Genomic DNA, 17,570 nt, shown 5'->3' with positions numbered 1-17,570 from the left:
ATAAAGACTCGTATAAATAAAATCGCTAATATCCTGTTGATTAGGCTATTAATAAAATGAATTCTTATAAAAAAGTTATAATATGGCACAAAATAAGAATAAAACAGCATTAACGACGATTGGAATTGACCATAACACCAATCGCCAGATAGATAAACTTTGCAAGCGATACAATCTGAAAAAAGGAGAGATTGTGAAGCTCGCATTCGAGTATATGGATAAGGCTTGTATCAATCCGTCCGAACCTCCCGAATCTGTCAAAACAGAACTGGCAAAGATCAATAAGCGGCAGGATGACCTGATTCGTTTTATCCGCCACTTTGAAGAAAAGGAACTGAATCCGATGATTCGGGCAACACATTCGATAGCTGCCCGCTTCGATGGAGTAGTAAAAACCTTGGAGGAGATGATTAAATTGGAGATTGAGGTAATGTGGGAAAAGAATTCGGGTGTCTTACAAAAAATCAGTGATACCTTCGGACGCCACGCTGAGATTATAAATGGTCAGACCAAGCGATTGTCATCTATTGATGAGAAACAAAAGCGAGATAATCAGAAATTATTAAATCTGATTAGCCTCTATTCAGAACTGGCAACGTGTGGAGTAATGGATGGCAAACGAAAAGATAACCTCAAGGCTGAGATTATCAAGTTGACAAACGAGTATGAGCATGAATATTGACTTCCCACCGCCCTCCAAAGGAACATACAACAATGCCGGAGGTTGCCGACAGTTGGCAAATTACCTCGAGCATGAGGATTTAGAACGTATGGAGAAAGGAATTTATACCGAAGGATTTTTCAATCTGACGGAAGACAATCTGTATAAAGCTCAGATTATTGAAGACATTGATACAAATATCGGTCAACTCTTGAAAACGGATGCCAAGTTCTACGCCATCCACGTTAATCCCTCAGAAAAAGAGCTGAAAACGATGGGAAATACCGAACAGGAGCAAGCCGAAGCCATGAAACGATACATTCGGGAAGTCTTTATCCCAGAATACGCCAAGAACTTCAACAAAGAATTATCCGCCGAAGATATAAAGTTCTATGGCAAAATTCATTTTGACCGCAACAGGTCAGATAATGAGCTGAATATGCACTGCCATTTGATTGTCAGCCGGAAAGACCAATCGAATAAAAAGAAGTTGTCGCCACTAACCAACCACAAAAACACAAAGAAGGGAGCAATAAAAGGCGGTTTTGATAGAACGAACTTGTTTCAGCAGGCAGAAACAGGTTTTGATAAGCTTTTCGGCTATCAACGGGATTTACAAGAAACATTTATGTACTGTAATACGATGAAAAACGGCAGTATAAAAGAGAAATTGCAAATGCAGGAGCAAGAATTAAAACAATCCTCAAATCCTTTAGTGTCTGAAATAGAACCGAATGAAAAGCAACACCGCACCAATGTTGGTACGGACATGCAGCCAAACGTTCAAACGTATGACCAGCCAAACAGCCAGCCAGCCGCTAAATCGATTAATCAATTAAGCGATAGCATTAGCGGAAAAAATATTCTCTCTTCCTTATTTTCCATACTCCCCACCGCTGCAGATGTTGGTAATCCCAATCCAGAAGATGGACAACCATTGAGAAAACCCAAGAAAAAGAAAAAAGGCAGAAGAATGGGATAATGAACTCCTTTTTCATTTGGTATACAAAGGTATATTCCAAGAATAAAACGCCAACACCAAGCCGCAATCGGTTTTACGCGAAATCTCCACACCTACGCTACGCTTCGGGTAGTATTTTCCGTAAAAGTGTTGCCTTATTTATTCTTTCCATAGAAGAGGTGTTTACAAAATGTTAAAGGAGAAAATATGCGGTCATGTCTATATAGGGCTGTTTATCTGTATTGTATCATCGTATCCTATATCTTATAACAGGAAAGTTTTATTGAAATCATTCCTGTTTTTGCCCGTAAAAACAAGAAAAATGCTTATGCACGTATATGATGTTTATAACTTTTTTGCCACATACAAATGCTGTTTCTCAAATATTTAGTAAATTTGTCGAAGTATGTCAAGTCAAATACTATCAACGATGTTGTTTGCAGAGAAAATTCGTCAGCTACGTGAAGATAAGCAGTTATTACAGAGGCAGGTTTCCGCTGCTCTTGAAATAGATAATGCTTTATATTGTAAGATTGAGCGTGGAGATCGTCTTGCAAAGAGGGAGCAAGTGGTTAAGTTAGCTCAGCTTTTTGCGGTTGACTCCAAGGCATTACTAGTCCTTTGGCTTGCTGATAAAATCAATGCAACTGTGGTCGAAGAAAAAGAATTGGCTTTAGATGCATTGAGTATTGTTGAACAGAGCATAAAAAAATAGATATGTCTTCTAAATTTTTCACAAACGAGAATGAAAACACCTTGCTCAATAAAATCAAAGGTATTTTTGAACATAAAAACATTCATTTTTTCGATGCACTTGTTGGCTATTTCAGAGCTTCAGGTTATTTTCAGGTACGCCCTTTTGTTGATAAGGCAGCCGAAATTCGCGTTTTAGTTGGAATCAACATTGACGAGGCTGTTTACGATGCAAACAACAAGGGATTACTCTTTACAGGTAATGAAGACAAAAGCATTGACACTTACATTGAAAATTTGAAAAAAGACATTCAATCAGCAAAATATGACAAGACAATCGAGGATGGAATGCTACAGTTTATTCAGGACTTGATCGAGAAGAAGGTGAGTATAAGGGTTTACCCGAAACAAAACCTACATGCTAAAATATATATCTTCCGAGAAGTAGAAAAACACACTCATGGTTATGGTTCAGTTATTACGGGATCGAGCAACTTGACCGATAACGGACTACAACACAATTTTGAATTTAATGTTGAATTGCGAGATGATGCAGATATTGATTTTGCCACTGAAACTTTCGAACGGCTTTGGGAGCAAAGTATAGAGATTGAGAAGGATTTTGTTGAAAAATTAAAAACAGAGACTTATTTAAACGACTCGTTTACTCCTTTTGAAATCTATTATAAGTTTTTGATTGAATACTTTGGGAAGAGCGTTGAGTACGATCCTAATTCATTACGGGACTTACCCAAGGAATACAAGAAACTTTCATATCAGGCAGATGCTGTAAATGACGGTTATGCTAAATTAGAAAAACACAATGGTTTCTTTCTTTCAGATGTCGTAGGTTTGGGAAAAACGGTGGTGGCAGCGCAAATTGCCAAAAACTTCTTCTATCACAATGGTTTTCCTGATTATCTTTCAAAAACGTTAGTAATCTGTCCTCCTGCTTTGTACGACAACTGGCAAGAAACATTTGACAAATTCGGTATAAACGATTACAAAATTCACACCAATGGAAGTTTGCATAAAATCCGCAATGCCCGAAATTACGATTTGGTAATTGTTGATGAGGCGCATAAATTCCGTAACGATTCAGCGGAAATGTATAATGCTTTGCAGAAAATCTGCAAAACGCCAACCCGCAGAGGAACGCAGAAAAAGATAATGCTAGTATCCGCGACTCCGCTCAACAATCGTCCTGAAGACATTGCAAATCAGGTTTATCTATTTCAAGACAAAAAAGACTCAACGCTTGAAATAAGCAACTTACAACACTTTTTTGCTCCGAAAATAAAAAAGTATAAAGAATTAAAGAAAGAAAGTAATGTCAAGAAAATGGCAAAAGAGGTGAAAGCACTGTACGAAGAAATTCGTAAATACGTGGTTGAACCACTTACTGTTCGCCGAACTCGCACAGACTTACTTGAAAATGAAGAATACGCTAAAGATTTACGCGAACAAGGAATTACATTTCCCGTGGTAAAACAACCCATAAAAATACTCTATCAGCTTGACTACGATTTGGAAATGCTTTACGACAAAACGATAAAGATATTACGAGATGAACTGACTTACTATCGGTACCAGACTATAAAATTTCTTATCCCTGAAAAGAAAAAGAAATATAAAAATGCCGAATTAGCTTCATTGCAGTTGAAATTTATTATGAAGACTTTGTTGGTGAAGCGACTTGATAGTAGTTTTTTTGCTTTTCGTTCTTCGCTCGAACGCTTTGCTCAGGCTACAGCAAATATGGTTAAGATGTTTGATGATAATCTTGTTTTTATAGCCCCAAACCTTGATGTAAACAAATACATTGAAGAAGACCGCGAAGAAGAACTTCTACAACTGCTTGTCAATTTGCAAGATACAGACCCAAGCATTGAGATATGCACTGCTACTGATTTTGAAGATGGATTTGTTGAGGGATTGAAAAGCGATTTTGACATTTTACAAAATCTTGTCAAAGAATGGAAGAAAGTTAAAACGGATCCAAAGTTGGATATCTTTAAAGATTATTTGAGGAACAAACTTCTATCCTCTCGAATAAACAAAGAAGGGAAGTTGGTTGTGTTTTCTGAGTCGCAAGAAACGACTAATTATCTGTATGAGGAGTTAAAAAAAGAAGGTTTTGATAAAATATTGGCTGTAAACAGCAAAAATCGTAAAGATAAATTTCCACTTCTTAGAGAAAATTTTGACGCAAATCTCAAAAAAGAGTTGCAGAAAAACGACTATGATATAGTGATTTCTACCGAAGTGCTGGCGGAAGGAGTGAATATGCACCGTGCAAATGTCATTGTGAACTATGATACACCTTGGAACTCAACACGTCTCATGCAACGCATTGGGCGCGTAAATCGTATTGGAAGTACAGCAAAGGAAGTTCATGTTTTCAACTTTTTCCCTACTACAAAAGTTGAAAATGATATTGAACTGCAAAAGAAGGCAATTCTTAAACTACAGGCATTTCATAGTGCCTTAGGCGAAGATAGTCAGATTTATTCTGATGAAGAAATTGTTGAAAGTTTTGGGCTTTTTGATAAAATGGCACAAGAAGAAAAAGATGAAAAGTTAAAGATTCTACTTGAACTTCGTAAGTTCAAAGAAGAAAATCCCGAGCTTTTCAAGAAAATAAAAAACATGACGCTTCGGGCACGTACCGGCCGTGAAGATAAAGAACTACATGATACTACTATTGCCTTTATTCGTAGTGAGAAGCGTAATTCGTTCTTGTTAGTTAAAGAAAACGATGAACCGCAAGAACTTACATTTTTGCAGGCAGAAGAAATTTATCGCGCTCATAAAGAAGAGAAGCCTCTACCACTTACAGAAAATCACCATGCACAAGTGGAAAAGAGCATTACTCTTTTTAGACAGCAATTAGAAGCAGAAAAACAAGCAGAGCGTACTATTGTTATCTCACAGAGTCCTGCCGAGAAACAAGCATTGAGCTATCTGGATGCAATAATAAAACTTCAACTTGCAGATAAACGCGAAGAAGAATTGTTGATATTGACAAAAGAAGCTGTTAGTTTGGGGAAATTTCAAAAACTTTCAAAAGAAATCAGCGCTCTATACAAAAATATTAAAAAAGTTTCAATGCTGCCTGTAAAACAGCTTGAAGCGATACTAAAAATAGCTCAAAATTATCCTTTGCAGGAAAACGAAGATAAACTAGAGACAGAAAAACCAAAGGAAAATAAAAACTTTGTACCTGAAATAATTATCAGCGAAAGCTTTAAGTAGAAACAATTATGACACAGCAAGAACTTAAAAAAGCATATAATCGCCAAGATTGGCATATTTGGTTGCAAGATATTTTCGGTTCTCAAGTACAATTCGAGACACAAGCCGAAAAGATTGAAATAGACAAAGAGCAACTGAAATCTATACACCGTTTTGCTTCCATAAAGCTTGCCGATGGCAAAAATCTTGCTGTGTTGGATATCGAAACGCAAGCAAGCGTTCAAATTGCCCGTAATCGAATTGGATTAAACAAGTCGCTTGTAAAACTTATCGACCACGCCCGCTACCACGGTATCTTAGCGTTTTATCATAGCGAAGACAAATCACAAACCCAATATCGTCTTTCCTTTATCAGTAGCGAGCCGACCATTGACGCGAACGGAAATTTCAGCATAGAAAACACTCCGCCGAAGCGATTTACATATGTGCTTGGCGAAAACGAAAAAACAAAAACACCCGCCGACCGTCTGAAAATGATTGCCGACAAACGCGGAAATACTTCGTTGGAAGATATTAAAAATGCTTTTTCGGTCGAAACGCTTACCAAAGAATTTTATAATGAACTGTCCAATTGGTATTTTTGGGCATTGCAGAATGTGGTTTTCCCCGATGACTTGGATAAGTTGAAACTAATAAAAATAGATGTGGATAAACGGAATGACGAAGAAAAGAAATTGACTGAACTTCGCAATTCCACTTCTGTCATTCGCTTGATTACCCGCTTGATGTTTGTTTGGTTCTTGAAGCAAAAAAACTTGATTAAAGATGAACTTTTCAACACACAGGAGCTTGATAAAATACTCAACTATAATGATAAAACAGGAAGTACATTTTATAAAGCCATTCTTCAGAACCTCTTTTTTGCTACGCTCAACACCGAAATGAGCGATAAACGAAAGTTTGTCAATCGCCAAGCTGGTATTCAAGGTTTTTACCGATACGAACGTTTTTTTAAAAACAAAGAACGCTTTATCGAACTAACCAAAGATATACCTTTTCTAAATGGTGGATTATTTGAGAATCTCGACAAAAATGTGGGAGAAGAAAACGAGATACGAATTGACTGTTTTTCAAATAGACCGAGCAAGGAACTTTTGTTAAAAGTTCCAGATTTTCTGTTTTTTTCGGAAGAAGAAACAGTTGATTTAAACAAATTCTACGACACTAAAGGCAAAAATTACAAGGTACGTGGGTTAATTGATATACTTAAAACCTATAATTTTACCATTGAAGAAAACACGCCGACTGATGTAGAAGTAGCTCTTGATCCCGAATTACTGGGAAAAGTATTTGAAAATTTGTTGGCAAGTTTCAATCCTGAAACACAAACCACCGCTCGCAAGCAAACAGGTTCTTTTTATACGCCACGAGAAATCGTAGATTATATGGTAAATGAAAGTTTGGCTGCTTATTTGCAAGAAAAAGTAGGAGATGATTGGGAAAATAATATCCGTACAATTTCTGCTCTCAATGATGTAAAAATCCTTGACCCTGCTTGCGGATCGGGAGCTTTTCCGATGGGAATTCTGCTTAGAATGGTGCAAATTCTACAAAAGCTTGACCCTAAAAATGAACTTTGGAAACAACGCCAACTTGATATTGCAGGAAAAATAGAAGACGAGCGAGCACGAGAAGCTGCCATTAACAATATTGAAGAAGCTTTTGAAAACAATGCACTTGATTATGGACGGAAATTGTTTTTGATTGAAAACTGCATTTTCGGAATTGATATTCAGCCGATTGCTGTGCAAATTTCAAAACTTCGTTTCTTTATTTCGCTTATTTGTGAGCAAACTCCCAATCCTGAAAAGCCGAATTTGGGAATACGTCCTCTGCCTAATTTAGAAACCAAATTTGTAGCGGCAAACACGCTGATAGGACTTGAAAAACCAAAGCAAAGAGCACTGGGAATGGATTTGATAGATCCGCTTGAAGAACAACTTGCCACAGTACGCCATAAGCATTTTAGCGCACGAACACCCGATACAAAACGCAAGTATCGTGATAGAGACTACGAGCTGCGCACCAAAATAGCCGAAAAACTGAAAGAAATCGGATTTAGCAACGATACTGCCGAAAAAATTGCGGCATGGAATCCTTACGACCAAAATGATTATGCAAGATGGTTTGATGCCGAATGGATGTTTGATGTAAAAGATGGTTTTGATATTGTGATTGGAAATCCGCCGTATAAACAAGTGTCAAAGGGAGTTTATAGTAAAGAGCTATTCCCGTATTCCGAAGGAAAAGATAAGGGCAAACAAAATCTCTATAAATTATTTGTTGAAGCCTCATATAATCTTGCCAAAGAAAATGGCTTTGCGACAATGATCGTACAAAGCAGTTTAATGTGTGATTTGTCTTCGCAGTTCACACGGGAATTACTTTTAACAAAAACAGAAATAGATGAGGTCATTGAATTTCCAAAAATAGCTCCCACAAAAAATGGACAGGTTTTTGAAAGCGTTTTACAAGGAACTTGCATATACCGTTTTAAACGCAAAATACCGAATAGTGACCGACTTTTTAAGGTTTCAATAGGAAATGATGTGATGACTATTTTTTCAATGATATATGAATCAATATCGCAAAGAAAAATACTTGATTTTTATCCAAATGGATTTTTTATCCCATTAGTTAAAGCAGGTGAATTTGAAATTGTTAGCAAAATGCAAAGAATATCTATTCCATTAAAAACTATAATAACTGAGGTTTCGCAAGGGGATTTAAACCTCACTATTTCAAAATCCCATATTGTTAATTATAAAACTGATACAATACTATTAAGGGGAAGGAATATTTCTAAATTTTATATTGACTATTCAGTTGATGAATATGTGAAACAAGATTTCAAAAAGGAAAATTTAGAAAAAAACGCAACCAATCATTATATCGTTTGTCAAGAAGTTACAGGAACTGTTGATAAATGGCGTTTGCATTTTGCTGTAACTGATATAAAAAAATCATTTCTATTTGGACATACTGTAAATAAAATCCTTCTGAAAAATCAAAAAGATAATTTATTTGTTCTTGGTATTTTAAATTCAAAATTGCTAGATTGGTATTTTAGAAAAACAAGCTCCAACAACCATGTCGGAGGTTATGAGATAGAACAGTTGCCAATAAAAAGCACCAATATAAAACAATCTATAATCTCCATTGTAAACTACCTTCTTTATCTCAAAAATAAAGAGAACTCAGTAGTTTCAGAAATAGGCAGTAATGAAATTATCGCGTCTTATTTCGAGAAAGTAGTTGATGCCTGCGTTTACGAACTTTATTTCGAGGAAGAAATAAAACAACAGCAAGTGGACGTGTTGGAGCTTATCGGGCAGTCGATAGACAAAGTTGCCGACTTGCCAATTGAACAGCAAATTATCCGCTTGTTCGAGGAATGGAACGATTATAAAAACGAAGTCCGTAACCGAATCATTTTACAGGAAACACGGAGTGAAAGTGTAGCACAAATTATCAAGTCGATGAACTAATGAAGAAAATAGACAAAATAAGGATTCAGAATTTCAAAGCATTTCCCGAATTTCAGGAATTCGATTTGAAAGGGAAAAACTTGCTCATTTATGGCAATAATGGTTCGGGTAAATCGTCCTTATATTGGGCTTTATACACTCTGTTGCAAAGCTGTGAAAAAACAGTTGCACGGGTAAACGATTATTTTGTCGTATATGATGAGACAAATGATAGAACATTTGAAAGCCTGCGCAATATCTTTTCACAAGAACCCGACTCCTTCATAGAAATAGAATTACAAGGCGAACCGCCAATCAGAATAGCTCACGGAAATATCGGAGCTACGCAAACTGCAAATGTAAAAGAAGCCAACAAAGCGAGTGATTTTATCAACTATAAACTATTGCATAATTTCTATAATTCAACACATAAAAGTCAATTGAATATTTGGAGCGTTTTCAAGCACGACATATTTCCTTATTTTTCAGAGAATAACAAGACATATTTAGAGTGGTTGGATGATATTGAATCAAATGTTCAGTATGATGGTAGAACACGAGGGTATTCAACATTTCTATCTAAAATATCCTCATTTAACACTAAAGTTGAGGAGCTGATTGGGAAAATCACAATGCAGGCAAACAAAGTTTTAAGAGAAAAGTTTGATATACATGACATTCTAATTAAGTTGGAGTATATTGAAAAGTTGACTTGGTCTGGACGTTTCAATATCCCTTCTATAAAGATGTATATTAATGTGAAAAAAAATGGTGGTTTTATTCCTAATCATAGGCCTCAGTCATTTTTAAATGAAGCAGCTCTAACACGAATTGCCATTTCTATTCGCTTAGGAGCATTACTAACTCGTCTTTCTCAAAGCGATTGGAAAATACTTGTTTTAGATGATATGCTTATTAGTTTAGATATGTCGAACAGAATGATAATCTCAAAAATCATTCTAGAAGACAACGACCTTTCTGATTTTCAAAAAATCATTCTTACACATGATAAAGGATTCTTTGATATACTAAAGTCTAAAACAGACTCTTCAGAATGGGAATATTTGGAATTTTACAAAGACGAAAAAATGATTGGTTCAAAACCTGAAGTAGTAACTAATAAATCATATCTAAAAAAAGCAGAAGATTTTTTTGAACAACGTGAATTTGACGCCTGTGCTAATTATCTACGAAAAGAAGCTGAAACAATTTTGAAACGCTACCTAAATAAAGATTTGACTGGAATTGAGAGTGAATTTGAATCGCTCTCCCAGTTAATCAATCAAGCGAGAACACAAGTTGAACATAAACAATTTTATAGATTTCAGAAAATTGCTCACAAACAAGGATTAGATATTGATAAATTGGTTAATGATTTTGAAAACGACGCCACTATTGACGTAAACACTAAAGGGCGATTACGCGCCTTGAAAAATGAATTGTTGAAGTTTGCAGTTGAAGAAAATAAGAGAAATAATAATGCAAAGCTAATATTGAACGAATTAGAAAGTATAAAAAAGAGAATTCTTAATCCGGGATCTCATGGAAATTCAATGCCTCTTTATGAACAGGAATTAAAAGATGCAATACAAACCGTAGAGCAACTTCATGTTTTGTTGAATCCTACATCTTAATACTCTAAGCAAAATGAAATATCTTAAACCCAACATATTCATAAGTTCTACCGTAAAAGACTTGCCAAATGAAAGGGAAGCAGCAAAACGAGCGGTCGAAAAGCTTCAGGCAATTCCTGTTATGTCTGAGTTCACTATGAATGCTGTAAATAAGCCTTCGGTTTATGCTTGCATAGATGAAGTGAAAAAGGCCGATTTTTACATATTGATTTTGGGAGGAAGATACGGTTGGGAACTTGAAAATGGTATTTCAATTACTGAATTGGAATATGATACCGCATACAAGGAAAATAAACCGATATTTGTTTACAATACTACTTATGCAAAAGAACCAAAACAAGCCAAATTTGCAGAAAAAGCAGGTTCACAGCGATTTTGGAAAATTGTAAATAATGCCTTTGAGCTGGAAGATGAAATAGCAAAATCTTACAAACAGTACATAGAGGAACAAAATTACGCAAAAAGTAGCTCAACGGAAACTGTTTACAGCAACCTTCTGTCTGTTGAATTTCCGAGTAAGTTATATCGTGCAGAATTAAACATTGATAGAAAAGCAATTATAGACGGCTCAAAAACAACGGAAAAATGGTTAAAGAAAAGTGCTACGCAGTTTGATGTAGTTATCTCAGCCATACACCAATATGGATTAAAAGTTCCAAATGATTGGATTTTGTTTGAAAATTCTATTATTTCGTTTCACGATTTAAGCGAAAGAACTTTGGGACTTTCTCAATTAGTAGATCTGGGAACAGTTGAAGAATATGACACCTTTGATTTCTACAATACGAATGATGACCATCTAAATGTATTTAAAAATTTACTTCGTAGATGTCTCTCCCGAAAAATGCACCATTTAGGAGTTAGGTGGTATAAAGACGAAAAATTATATGTTTATACTTCACATAACGAATTAGCGACAAGAATAGAGAAGTGGAAAGGAAAAGTAGAAGCAACTCGAACGGTTTTTGAAGTAAAAATGCAAAAGAAAAATCCAGAAAAAATATCTTATTGCAAACACTTTGCTTTTAAGGCTAATTTTTATTTATTTGACAATCAATGGTATATGTCCATAAATCCAGAATGGTTCATTTCTCGCAATGGCTCAAAAAAATCATATTATGGTTTTGAACAAATAAGTTTTTTGAAAAGGAAAGAGAAAAACGCTCAAGTATATTCTCATTTAAGATTTATTGTTTATCAACTTATTACACAAAAACACGCAACTCTATTTGAGCAACAACCATTTAATTATAAATTTTTGCATTTCAAAGAATTAATAAAAGAACAAATATATCCTGCATTGTCGGAAAAAAATTGGTTGAACAATGAAAGCAACAAAATAAAAGAAGATTTTGATACAGTAAATACACTATTTGGCTGATGAAGTACCACTTTATAGAAGAACCGCTTTTAGAGTTTGGCAAAGATGAGCATTTTTGTCCTCGGCAAGGTATTGCCAATTATGATGTCTATGACACAAAATTTACTGCACGTAAAACCGAAATACTTATTGGAATTGTTGGCATAAGCGAAGATGTTGAAAAATTGAATGCTTGGCTTGAAAGATGCAAAAGTTTTATTCCCTCAAAGGCAAACACTAAACAACCACAATTATTTACTTCTTTTTGTGGATTTAACGAAAACACCGGTTTCCGTTCTAAATTTATTACTTCAACGGAAATAACACGAGTTATAAACAACACAGATATTCGAGAAATATTGAAAATTAAGAATAGAAACGAATGTGTAACGCAGGCAGTTGAATTATTTTCTGACCATATAAGGTTTATTGCTCAAAACAAATTGGTTGATTTAATAGTTTGTATTGTACCCAAATCTTTTGAAAACAAAATTGTTATTGAGAAAAAGACAGAAGAAGAAATCGAAGAAAGGTTAGATGCAGAGGAAAAGCCCGAATTAGAGATTAACTTCCGCAGAGCACTAAAAGCCTCAACAATGTTTTTGGGAAAACCTTTACAGTTGATTAGAGAATACTCATTGTCTAATCCAAGCAAAGGGCAAGACGAAGCAACAAAAGCGTGGAATTTTTGTACTGCGCTTTACTATAAAGCAATGCAAACTGTTCCTTGGAAACTAAAAAGAGATATAAACCTGCCAATGGTTTGCTATGTTGGAATTAGTTTTTATCGAAGTCGTGATAAAAAGTCAATCCAAACAAGTTTAGCACAAATTTTTAACGAAAAAGGAAACGGCGTAATATTGCGAGGTACTCCTGTAGAAATTGATAAAAAGGATAGGCAACCACATTTATCAGACAAACAAGCATATGATTTGCTATTATCTGCATTAAAAGAGTATAAATTTGCATTAGACACTCAACCAGCAAGGTTGGTGTTGCACAAGTCATCTAAATACAGTATTGATGAGTTAGATGGATTTAGAAAAGCCATTAACGATGCTGGAATAAGTTCTTATGATTTTGTTACAATCAAAGAAACTGATATTCGCTTTTTTAGAGATGGTTTTTATCCACCACAAAGAGGTTCAATGTTTTCTTTGTCGGAAACTTCACATATTTTATATACACGAGGGTCGGTAGATTATTATAAAACATACCCCGGACTTTACATTCCAAGTCCTTTGGAAATAAGAACTGTTGAGTTTGATTCTTCGCCAAATGTTATTTGTGAAGAAGTTTTGGCATTATCAAAAATGAATTGGAATAATACCCAGTTTGATGGTAAGTATCCTATTACTATTGCTTGTGCACGAAAAGTCGGGGAAATTATGAAATATTTAAGCGAAGCAGACAAGCCGCAAATTAGGTACGCATTTTATATGTAAAATGGATTAGAAACTGTAAACAAACATAGTATGCCCGAACAACAAAATATAGAATACAAGTCCTCTTGGCATGACGACTATCTGAAATGGATATGCGGCTTTGCCAACGCACAAGGCGGACAGATCTACATAGGCAAGGACGATGTTGGTAACGTTGTTGATGTGGAAGATTATAAGAAGCTGATGGATGAAATCCCTAATAAGATTAAGAACAATATGGGAATAACTGCCGAAGTTAATCTTCTACAAGAAGATGACAAGCATTACATTGAAATAGTTGTTCAGCCTTATTCTGTTCCTATCTCATTGCGAGGAAGATATTATTATCGTAGTGGAAGCGTAAAACAAGAACTGACCGGAACCTCACTCAATGAGTTTCTCCTCAAGCGCTCCGGTTTAACTTGGGATGAAGTTACAGAGCCAAGAGCAACCTTTGATGATATTGATGAAAGATCTTTCCGAATGTATTTGGAAATGTCAAAAGAGAAAGACCGTTTGCCGAATGTGGAAGGACTAACAATGGAAGAGATTTTCGATAAGTTACGTCTGACTAAAAACGGAGAGCTCACACGTGCCGCAATAATCCTTTTTGGTAAAGACCCAAGACGCTTCTCTACGAATGCCTTTGTGAAGATTGGACGTTTTAAAGGAGATGCAGATTTGCGATTTCAAGATGTTGAAGAAGGGAATTTAATCGTTTTACTGAAAAACGTACTGGAGCGGTTAGACCATAAATACCTTACTCGTTCCATTGAGTTTAAGGGCATGCTTCGTTTGGAGCATAGTGAATATCCTATTCCGGCACTTCGTGAAATGCTTCTCAATGCACTGGTACACCGTAAATATATGGGTTCATTTATTCAGATACGAGTATATGATGATAAGATAACTATTTGGAACGATGGTACGCTACCTGAAGAGATTACGTTGGAGTCACTCAAACACGTTCACTCGTCCTATCCCCGTAATCCGTTGATTGCTGATGTTTGTTTCAAAGGGGGACTTATTGATTCTTGGGGACGTGGCACAGTTCGTATCATTGAGACCTGCAAGGAGGCAGGGCTTCCTGAACCCGAACTGACTGAGCGTGATGGCGGATTCTTAGTTACTCTCTTTAAGGATAATCTTACTAAAGAACAATTAGTTAAACTTGGGCTTAATGCAAGACAGATAAAGGCAGTTCAGCATGTGAAAGAAAGAGGAAAAATCACTAATAAGGAGTATCAAGAAATGAATGAAGTATCAAGAAACACGGCAAGCAGTGAATTAAAAGAGTTAGAGAATGAATTTGGCATTCTGATTAACAAGGGTCAAGGGGCAGGAAGCATCTATGAGTTGATTGCACAATAATTGCACAAATTGCACGGCGATTGCACAATAATTGCATCAATCGGTTCACAGACAAATTGGCATAAGCGAGCAACAACAAATGAGGCAAATGCATATTAGCGGAAATGTCGGTTTGGCGTTAGATGTGTCGGATAAATGTCGGATAATTTCAACAGGATAGAAATGCTTAATAATATACGGTTTGAAAATATAGATGCATTGCTTTTTTGTGGAGATATCCACGGAGAGTTTGAAACGATTGTCTATAAGCTAAATCAATATGACAATGCTGTTCTGATAGTCTGTGGAGATATTGGCATGGGATTTTATAAAAATGAATACTATTTGACTTTATTCCGCAAACTGAATCTTCGGTTATCAAAAAAGAATAATCACTTAGTAATGTTTCGAGGGAATCATGATGACCCTGATTTTTTCAATGGCAGTTTCAAAAAGCATAAACACATTCACTTGTTAGAGGATTACAGTATTGTACAAGTTGGAGCAACAAATGTTTTGTGTGTCGGAGGTGCAACTTCTATTGACCGTACATATAGGATAGAAAGAGAGCAACAAACAGGAAAGAAAACCTATTGGGGTGCCGCTGAATTGCCTTATTTTGATGAGGAAAGGCTAAACGAAATCAATCGTGTATTTCCTAACGATATTGACATTGTGGCAACGCATACGATTCCTTCTTTTGCTTATCCAACCACCAAACAGGGTATTGGTTCTTGGCTAAAAGAGGATGAAGGCTTAGAGCAAGTCATTGATCAGGAGCGAGCAACAATGGATCTTATATTCGCAAAGCTGCAAGAGCGACAAAAAAACATAATAGATTGGTATTATGGACATTTTCATGAACATAAATTAGAACGGCATTACGATATCAATTTCAGATTATGTGATTGCGGAGAAATAAATGAATTTCGAGAAAGAAGAATGGAGTATGACTAGAGAGTATGTTCACTATCCTTGCGTGTTCATTGACAATGAACGGCAGTTGAAAATGAACCCAAACGATTAAAAACGACAATGTAACCGATGATTTGTACATCCAGCATCAGTATCGTATTTGTACCATAAAACCATAACCTACTGATATTCACATATCATTTCTTTCGAAGAAGTGAAGTAAGACACACCCTAACTAATAGTTAAAAGGGCTACCAGAGATTCCGGCAGCCCTTTTTATTTAGATTGCAATATGGGATTATAATGTCGGGTCGTCGCTATAAATCAGCACATTGCTAAAATGTATACTTGCTTCTTTGGTTGGATTGAGCCATTTGAAAGTAACTTTATGATTGCCTTTGGGGAGTTGATATTTCCAGAAGATATCATGCCTACGCTCTAAGCTGGAAGCTGGAAGGTTTACTGTTTCGACCAATTTGCCATCAATGTATGCCTCAACTTTAGCTACATAGTCATTATCTTTTGAACGTATGCCACCACCAAATACTACGCCGATACCGTCGAAGGAAACTTCGCCAACGTCAGCTATTTGCTTATTGAGCCTAATTTCTTTTACCGGGTAATGGCCTTCAAAAGCTTTTTCATAACGTACTGCTACGGGTTGTTGATATTTAATAGTTACATCATTGCCGCTTATTTTGCCTTTATAACGTTCTATCATCTGCAATGCCTGATCATAACTCATTTTATACGTATCATTCAGGGACATTGTAGTATAAGCGAAGTCTTTATCTTCTACTTCTCTGATGTTCTTCATCCATTTTTCCGGAATCTTGCTGTATCCTAACATTGTACCTAATATGCCACCGGATGATGCCGGGTTACAATCCGAGTCCTGTCCGCAACGTGTAGAAATATCGATTGTTTTGTAGAAATCGCCTTCTCCATACAACAGACCAATAATAATATAAGCACTATTGATAACAGCATCAATATTAAACGGAGCAAATACACCATCAGGACAACCTATATCCTGGCTCCACTTTTTCTCACATTCAAACCAAGTGCTTTTCCAGTCATTGGGATATTGTTTGTGCCATTTTATCACATCATTCATACATTGGTAGAATACACTCCGTTCCGGAATTGTCTTCAATGCTTCTGTTACAATGAATTCTACATCGTCCGATACAAATGCCAGCGAGTACATGGCACCTACATAAACACCTCCATACCAGCCATCGCCATAGTTCATAATATGTCCTATTTTATCCGAAACTTCAGAAGCTGCATTCGGCATTCCCGGAGCCATTAGTCCGGCAAAGTCTGCTTCAATCTGATAGTCGATGTCATCTGCATGCGGATTATTCAGCCAATGTCCAGATTGCGGAGGCATTATGCCTTGCAAGATATTATAACGAGCTGCCTGATTAGCATGCCATAGGGGATATTTTGCTGTAGCAAAGGCCATAGCAAATGAATCTATAGGAGCATCTAACCCCAGGCGATCAAATATTTCCACAAATGTTAAATCCATATATACATCATCGTAAAGGCCCGGAACATTATCCATATACCAATCAATATAACTGTCCGGCCATTCGATCGGAACATAGTCTTGAATCATCGTTCCATTAAAACGGAACTCAGTAGGACCTCCATACGTACAGCCAATGGTTTGTCCGGCCCAGCCACCTTTTATCTTGTCCAATAATGTGGCTTTAGACAGTGTTACTTCAGCAGGCACTCTTGTTTGCTTGGCGTCTGATTTCTTCTGTGCACAAGCAACTGATAATGAAAATACAACCAGAATCGTTGCAAATAACGTTTTATTCATAACCTGAAATTTA

11 protein-coding genes are annotated in these 17,570 nt (G+C 36.1%); 10 read left to right on the top strand and 1 reads right to left on the bottom strand.

Translation table 11 applies throughout. The features are described 5' to 3' along the window. Positions 1–82: 82 nt before the first annotated feature. From M2470_RS03930 to M2470_RS03885, 10 genes are all read left to right on the top strand, one after another. Positions 83–682, top strand: coding sequence for a BfmA/BtgA family mobilization protein (locus tag M2470_RS03930; RefSeq protein WP_280743858.1), 600 nt, complete (start codon positions 83–85; stop codon positions 680–682). Continuing rightward, positions 672–1,643 carry a DUF5712 family protein gene (locus M2470_RS03925; RefSeq protein WP_280743859.1) on the top strand — a complete coding sequence of 324 codons (972 nt, stop codon included), beginning with the start codon at positions 672–674 and terminating at the stop codon, positions 1,641–1,643. Before M2470_RS03930 ends, M2470_RS03925 begins: the two co-directional genes overlap by 11 nt. A gap of 385 nt (positions 1,644–2,028) precedes the next feature. Continuing rightward, a complete protein-coding gene (locus M2470_RS03920; RefSeq protein ID WP_348524207.1) occupies positions 2,029–2,337 on the top strand; it encodes a helix-turn-helix transcriptional regulator in 309 nt (102 codons plus the stop codon). Between the two features lie 2 nt (positions 2,338–2,339). Beyond that, positions 2,340–5,570, top strand: a complete 3,231-nt coding sequence (locus tag M2470_RS03915) for a helicase-related protein (RefSeq protein WP_280743860.1) — start codon at positions 2,340–2,342, stop codon at positions 5,568–5,570. An 8-nt stretch (positions 5,571–5,578) separates the two neighbouring features. Next, a complete protein-coding gene (locus M2470_RS03910; RefSeq protein ID WP_280743861.1) occupies positions 5,579–9,058 on the top strand; it encodes an N-6 DNA methylase in 3,480 nt (1,159 codons plus the stop codon). After that, positions 9,058–10,671, top strand: a complete 1,614-nt coding sequence (locus tag M2470_RS03905) for an AAA family ATPase (RefSeq protein ID WP_280743862.1) — start codon at positions 9,058–9,060, stop codon at positions 10,669–10,671. The genes M2470_RS03910 and M2470_RS03905 overlap by 1 nt, the downstream gene beginning before the upstream one ends. Before the next feature lie 13 nt (positions 10,672–10,684). Continuing rightward, the gene (locus M2470_RS03900) at positions 10,685–12,052 is read left to right on the top strand and encodes a DUF4062 domain-containing protein (protein WP_280743863.1); all 1,368 of its coding nucleotides are present in this window, start codon (positions 10,685–10,687) and stop codon (positions 12,050–12,052) included. Beyond that, positions 12,052–13,476, top strand: a complete 1,425-nt coding sequence (locus M2470_RS03895; RefSeq protein ID WP_280743864.1) for a hypothetical protein — start codon at positions 12,052–12,054, stop codon at positions 13,474–13,476. The genes M2470_RS03900 and M2470_RS03895 overlap by 1 nt, the downstream gene beginning before the upstream one ends. A 30-nt stretch (positions 13,477–13,506) precedes the next feature. Continuing rightward, a complete protein-coding gene (locus tag M2470_RS03890; RefSeq protein ID WP_280743865.1) occupies positions 13,507–14,826 on the top strand; it encodes an ATP-binding protein in 1,320 nt (439 codons plus the stop codon). 135 nt (positions 14,827–14,961) lie between these two features. Then, positions 14,962–15,762, top strand: coding sequence for a metallophosphoesterase (locus M2470_RS03885; RefSeq protein WP_280743866.1), 801 nt, complete (start codon positions 14,962–14,964; stop codon positions 15,760–15,762). 256 nt (positions 15,763–16,018) lie between these two features. Here M2470_RS03885 and M2470_RS03880 read toward each other — a convergent pair whose 3' ends face one another. Continuing rightward, positions 16,019–17,557, bottom strand: a complete 1,539-nt coding sequence (locus M2470_RS03880) for an ADP-ribosylglycohydrolase family protein (protein ID WP_280743867.1) — start codon at positions 17,555–17,557, stop codon at positions 16,019–16,021. Between the last annotated feature and the right edge of the window lie 13 nt (positions 17,558–17,570).

Origin of the sequence: Parabacteroides sp. PH5-46, assembly GCF_029892785.1 — a bacterium.
In the GTDB taxonomy this organism is placed as follows: domain Bacteria; phylum Bacteroidota; class Bacteroidia; order Bacteroidales; family Tannerellaceae; genus DFXE01.
The sequence above is the reverse complement of the archived record's forward strand: the minus strand, read 5'-3'. Positions and strand labels throughout refer to the sequence as shown.

Excerpts from the sequence above, each read along its gene's own strand:
- M2470_RS03910 (WP_280743861.1), top strand. The coding sequence starts at position 5,579 with ATGACACAGCAAGAACTTAAAAAAGCATATAATCGCCAAGATTGGCAT.
- M2470_RS03915 (WP_280743860.1), top strand. The coding sequence starts at position 2,340 with ATGTCTTCTAAATTTTTCACAAACGAGAATGAAAACACCTTGCTCAAT.
- M2470_RS03930 (WP_280743858.1), top strand. The coding sequence starts at position 83 with ATGGCACAAAATAAGAATAAAACAGCATTAACGACGATTGGAATTGAC.
- M2470_RS03900 (WP_280743863.1), top strand. The coding sequence starts at position 10,685 with ATGAAATATCTTAAACCCAACATATTCATAAGTTCTACCGTAAAAGAC.
- M2470_RS03885 (WP_280743866.1), top strand. The coding sequence starts at position 14,962 with ATGTCGGATAATTTCAACAGGATAGAAATGCTTAATAATATACGGTTT.
- M2470_RS03920 (WP_348524207.1), top strand. The coding sequence starts at position 2,029 with ATGTCAAGTCAAATACTATCAACGATGTTGTTTGCAGAGAAAATTCGT.
- M2470_RS03880 (WP_280743867.1), bottom strand. The coding sequence starts at position 17,557 with ATGAATAAAACGTTATTTGCAACGATTCTGGTTGTATTTTCATTATCA.
- M2470_RS03890 (WP_280743865.1), top strand. The coding sequence starts at position 13,507 with ATGCCCGAACAACAAAATATAGAATACAAGTCCTCTTGGCATGACGAC.
- M2470_RS03925 (WP_280743859.1), top strand. The coding sequence starts at position 672 with ATGAATATTGACTTCCCACCGCCCTCCAAAGGAACATACAACAATGCC.
- M2470_RS03905 (WP_280743862.1), top strand. The coding sequence starts at position 9,058 with ATGAAGAAAATAGACAAAATAAGGATTCAGAATTTCAAAGCATTTCCC.
- M2470_RS03895 (WP_280743864.1), top strand. The coding sequence starts at position 12,052 with ATGAAGTACCACTTTATAGAAGAACCGCTTTTAGAGTTTGGCAAAGAT.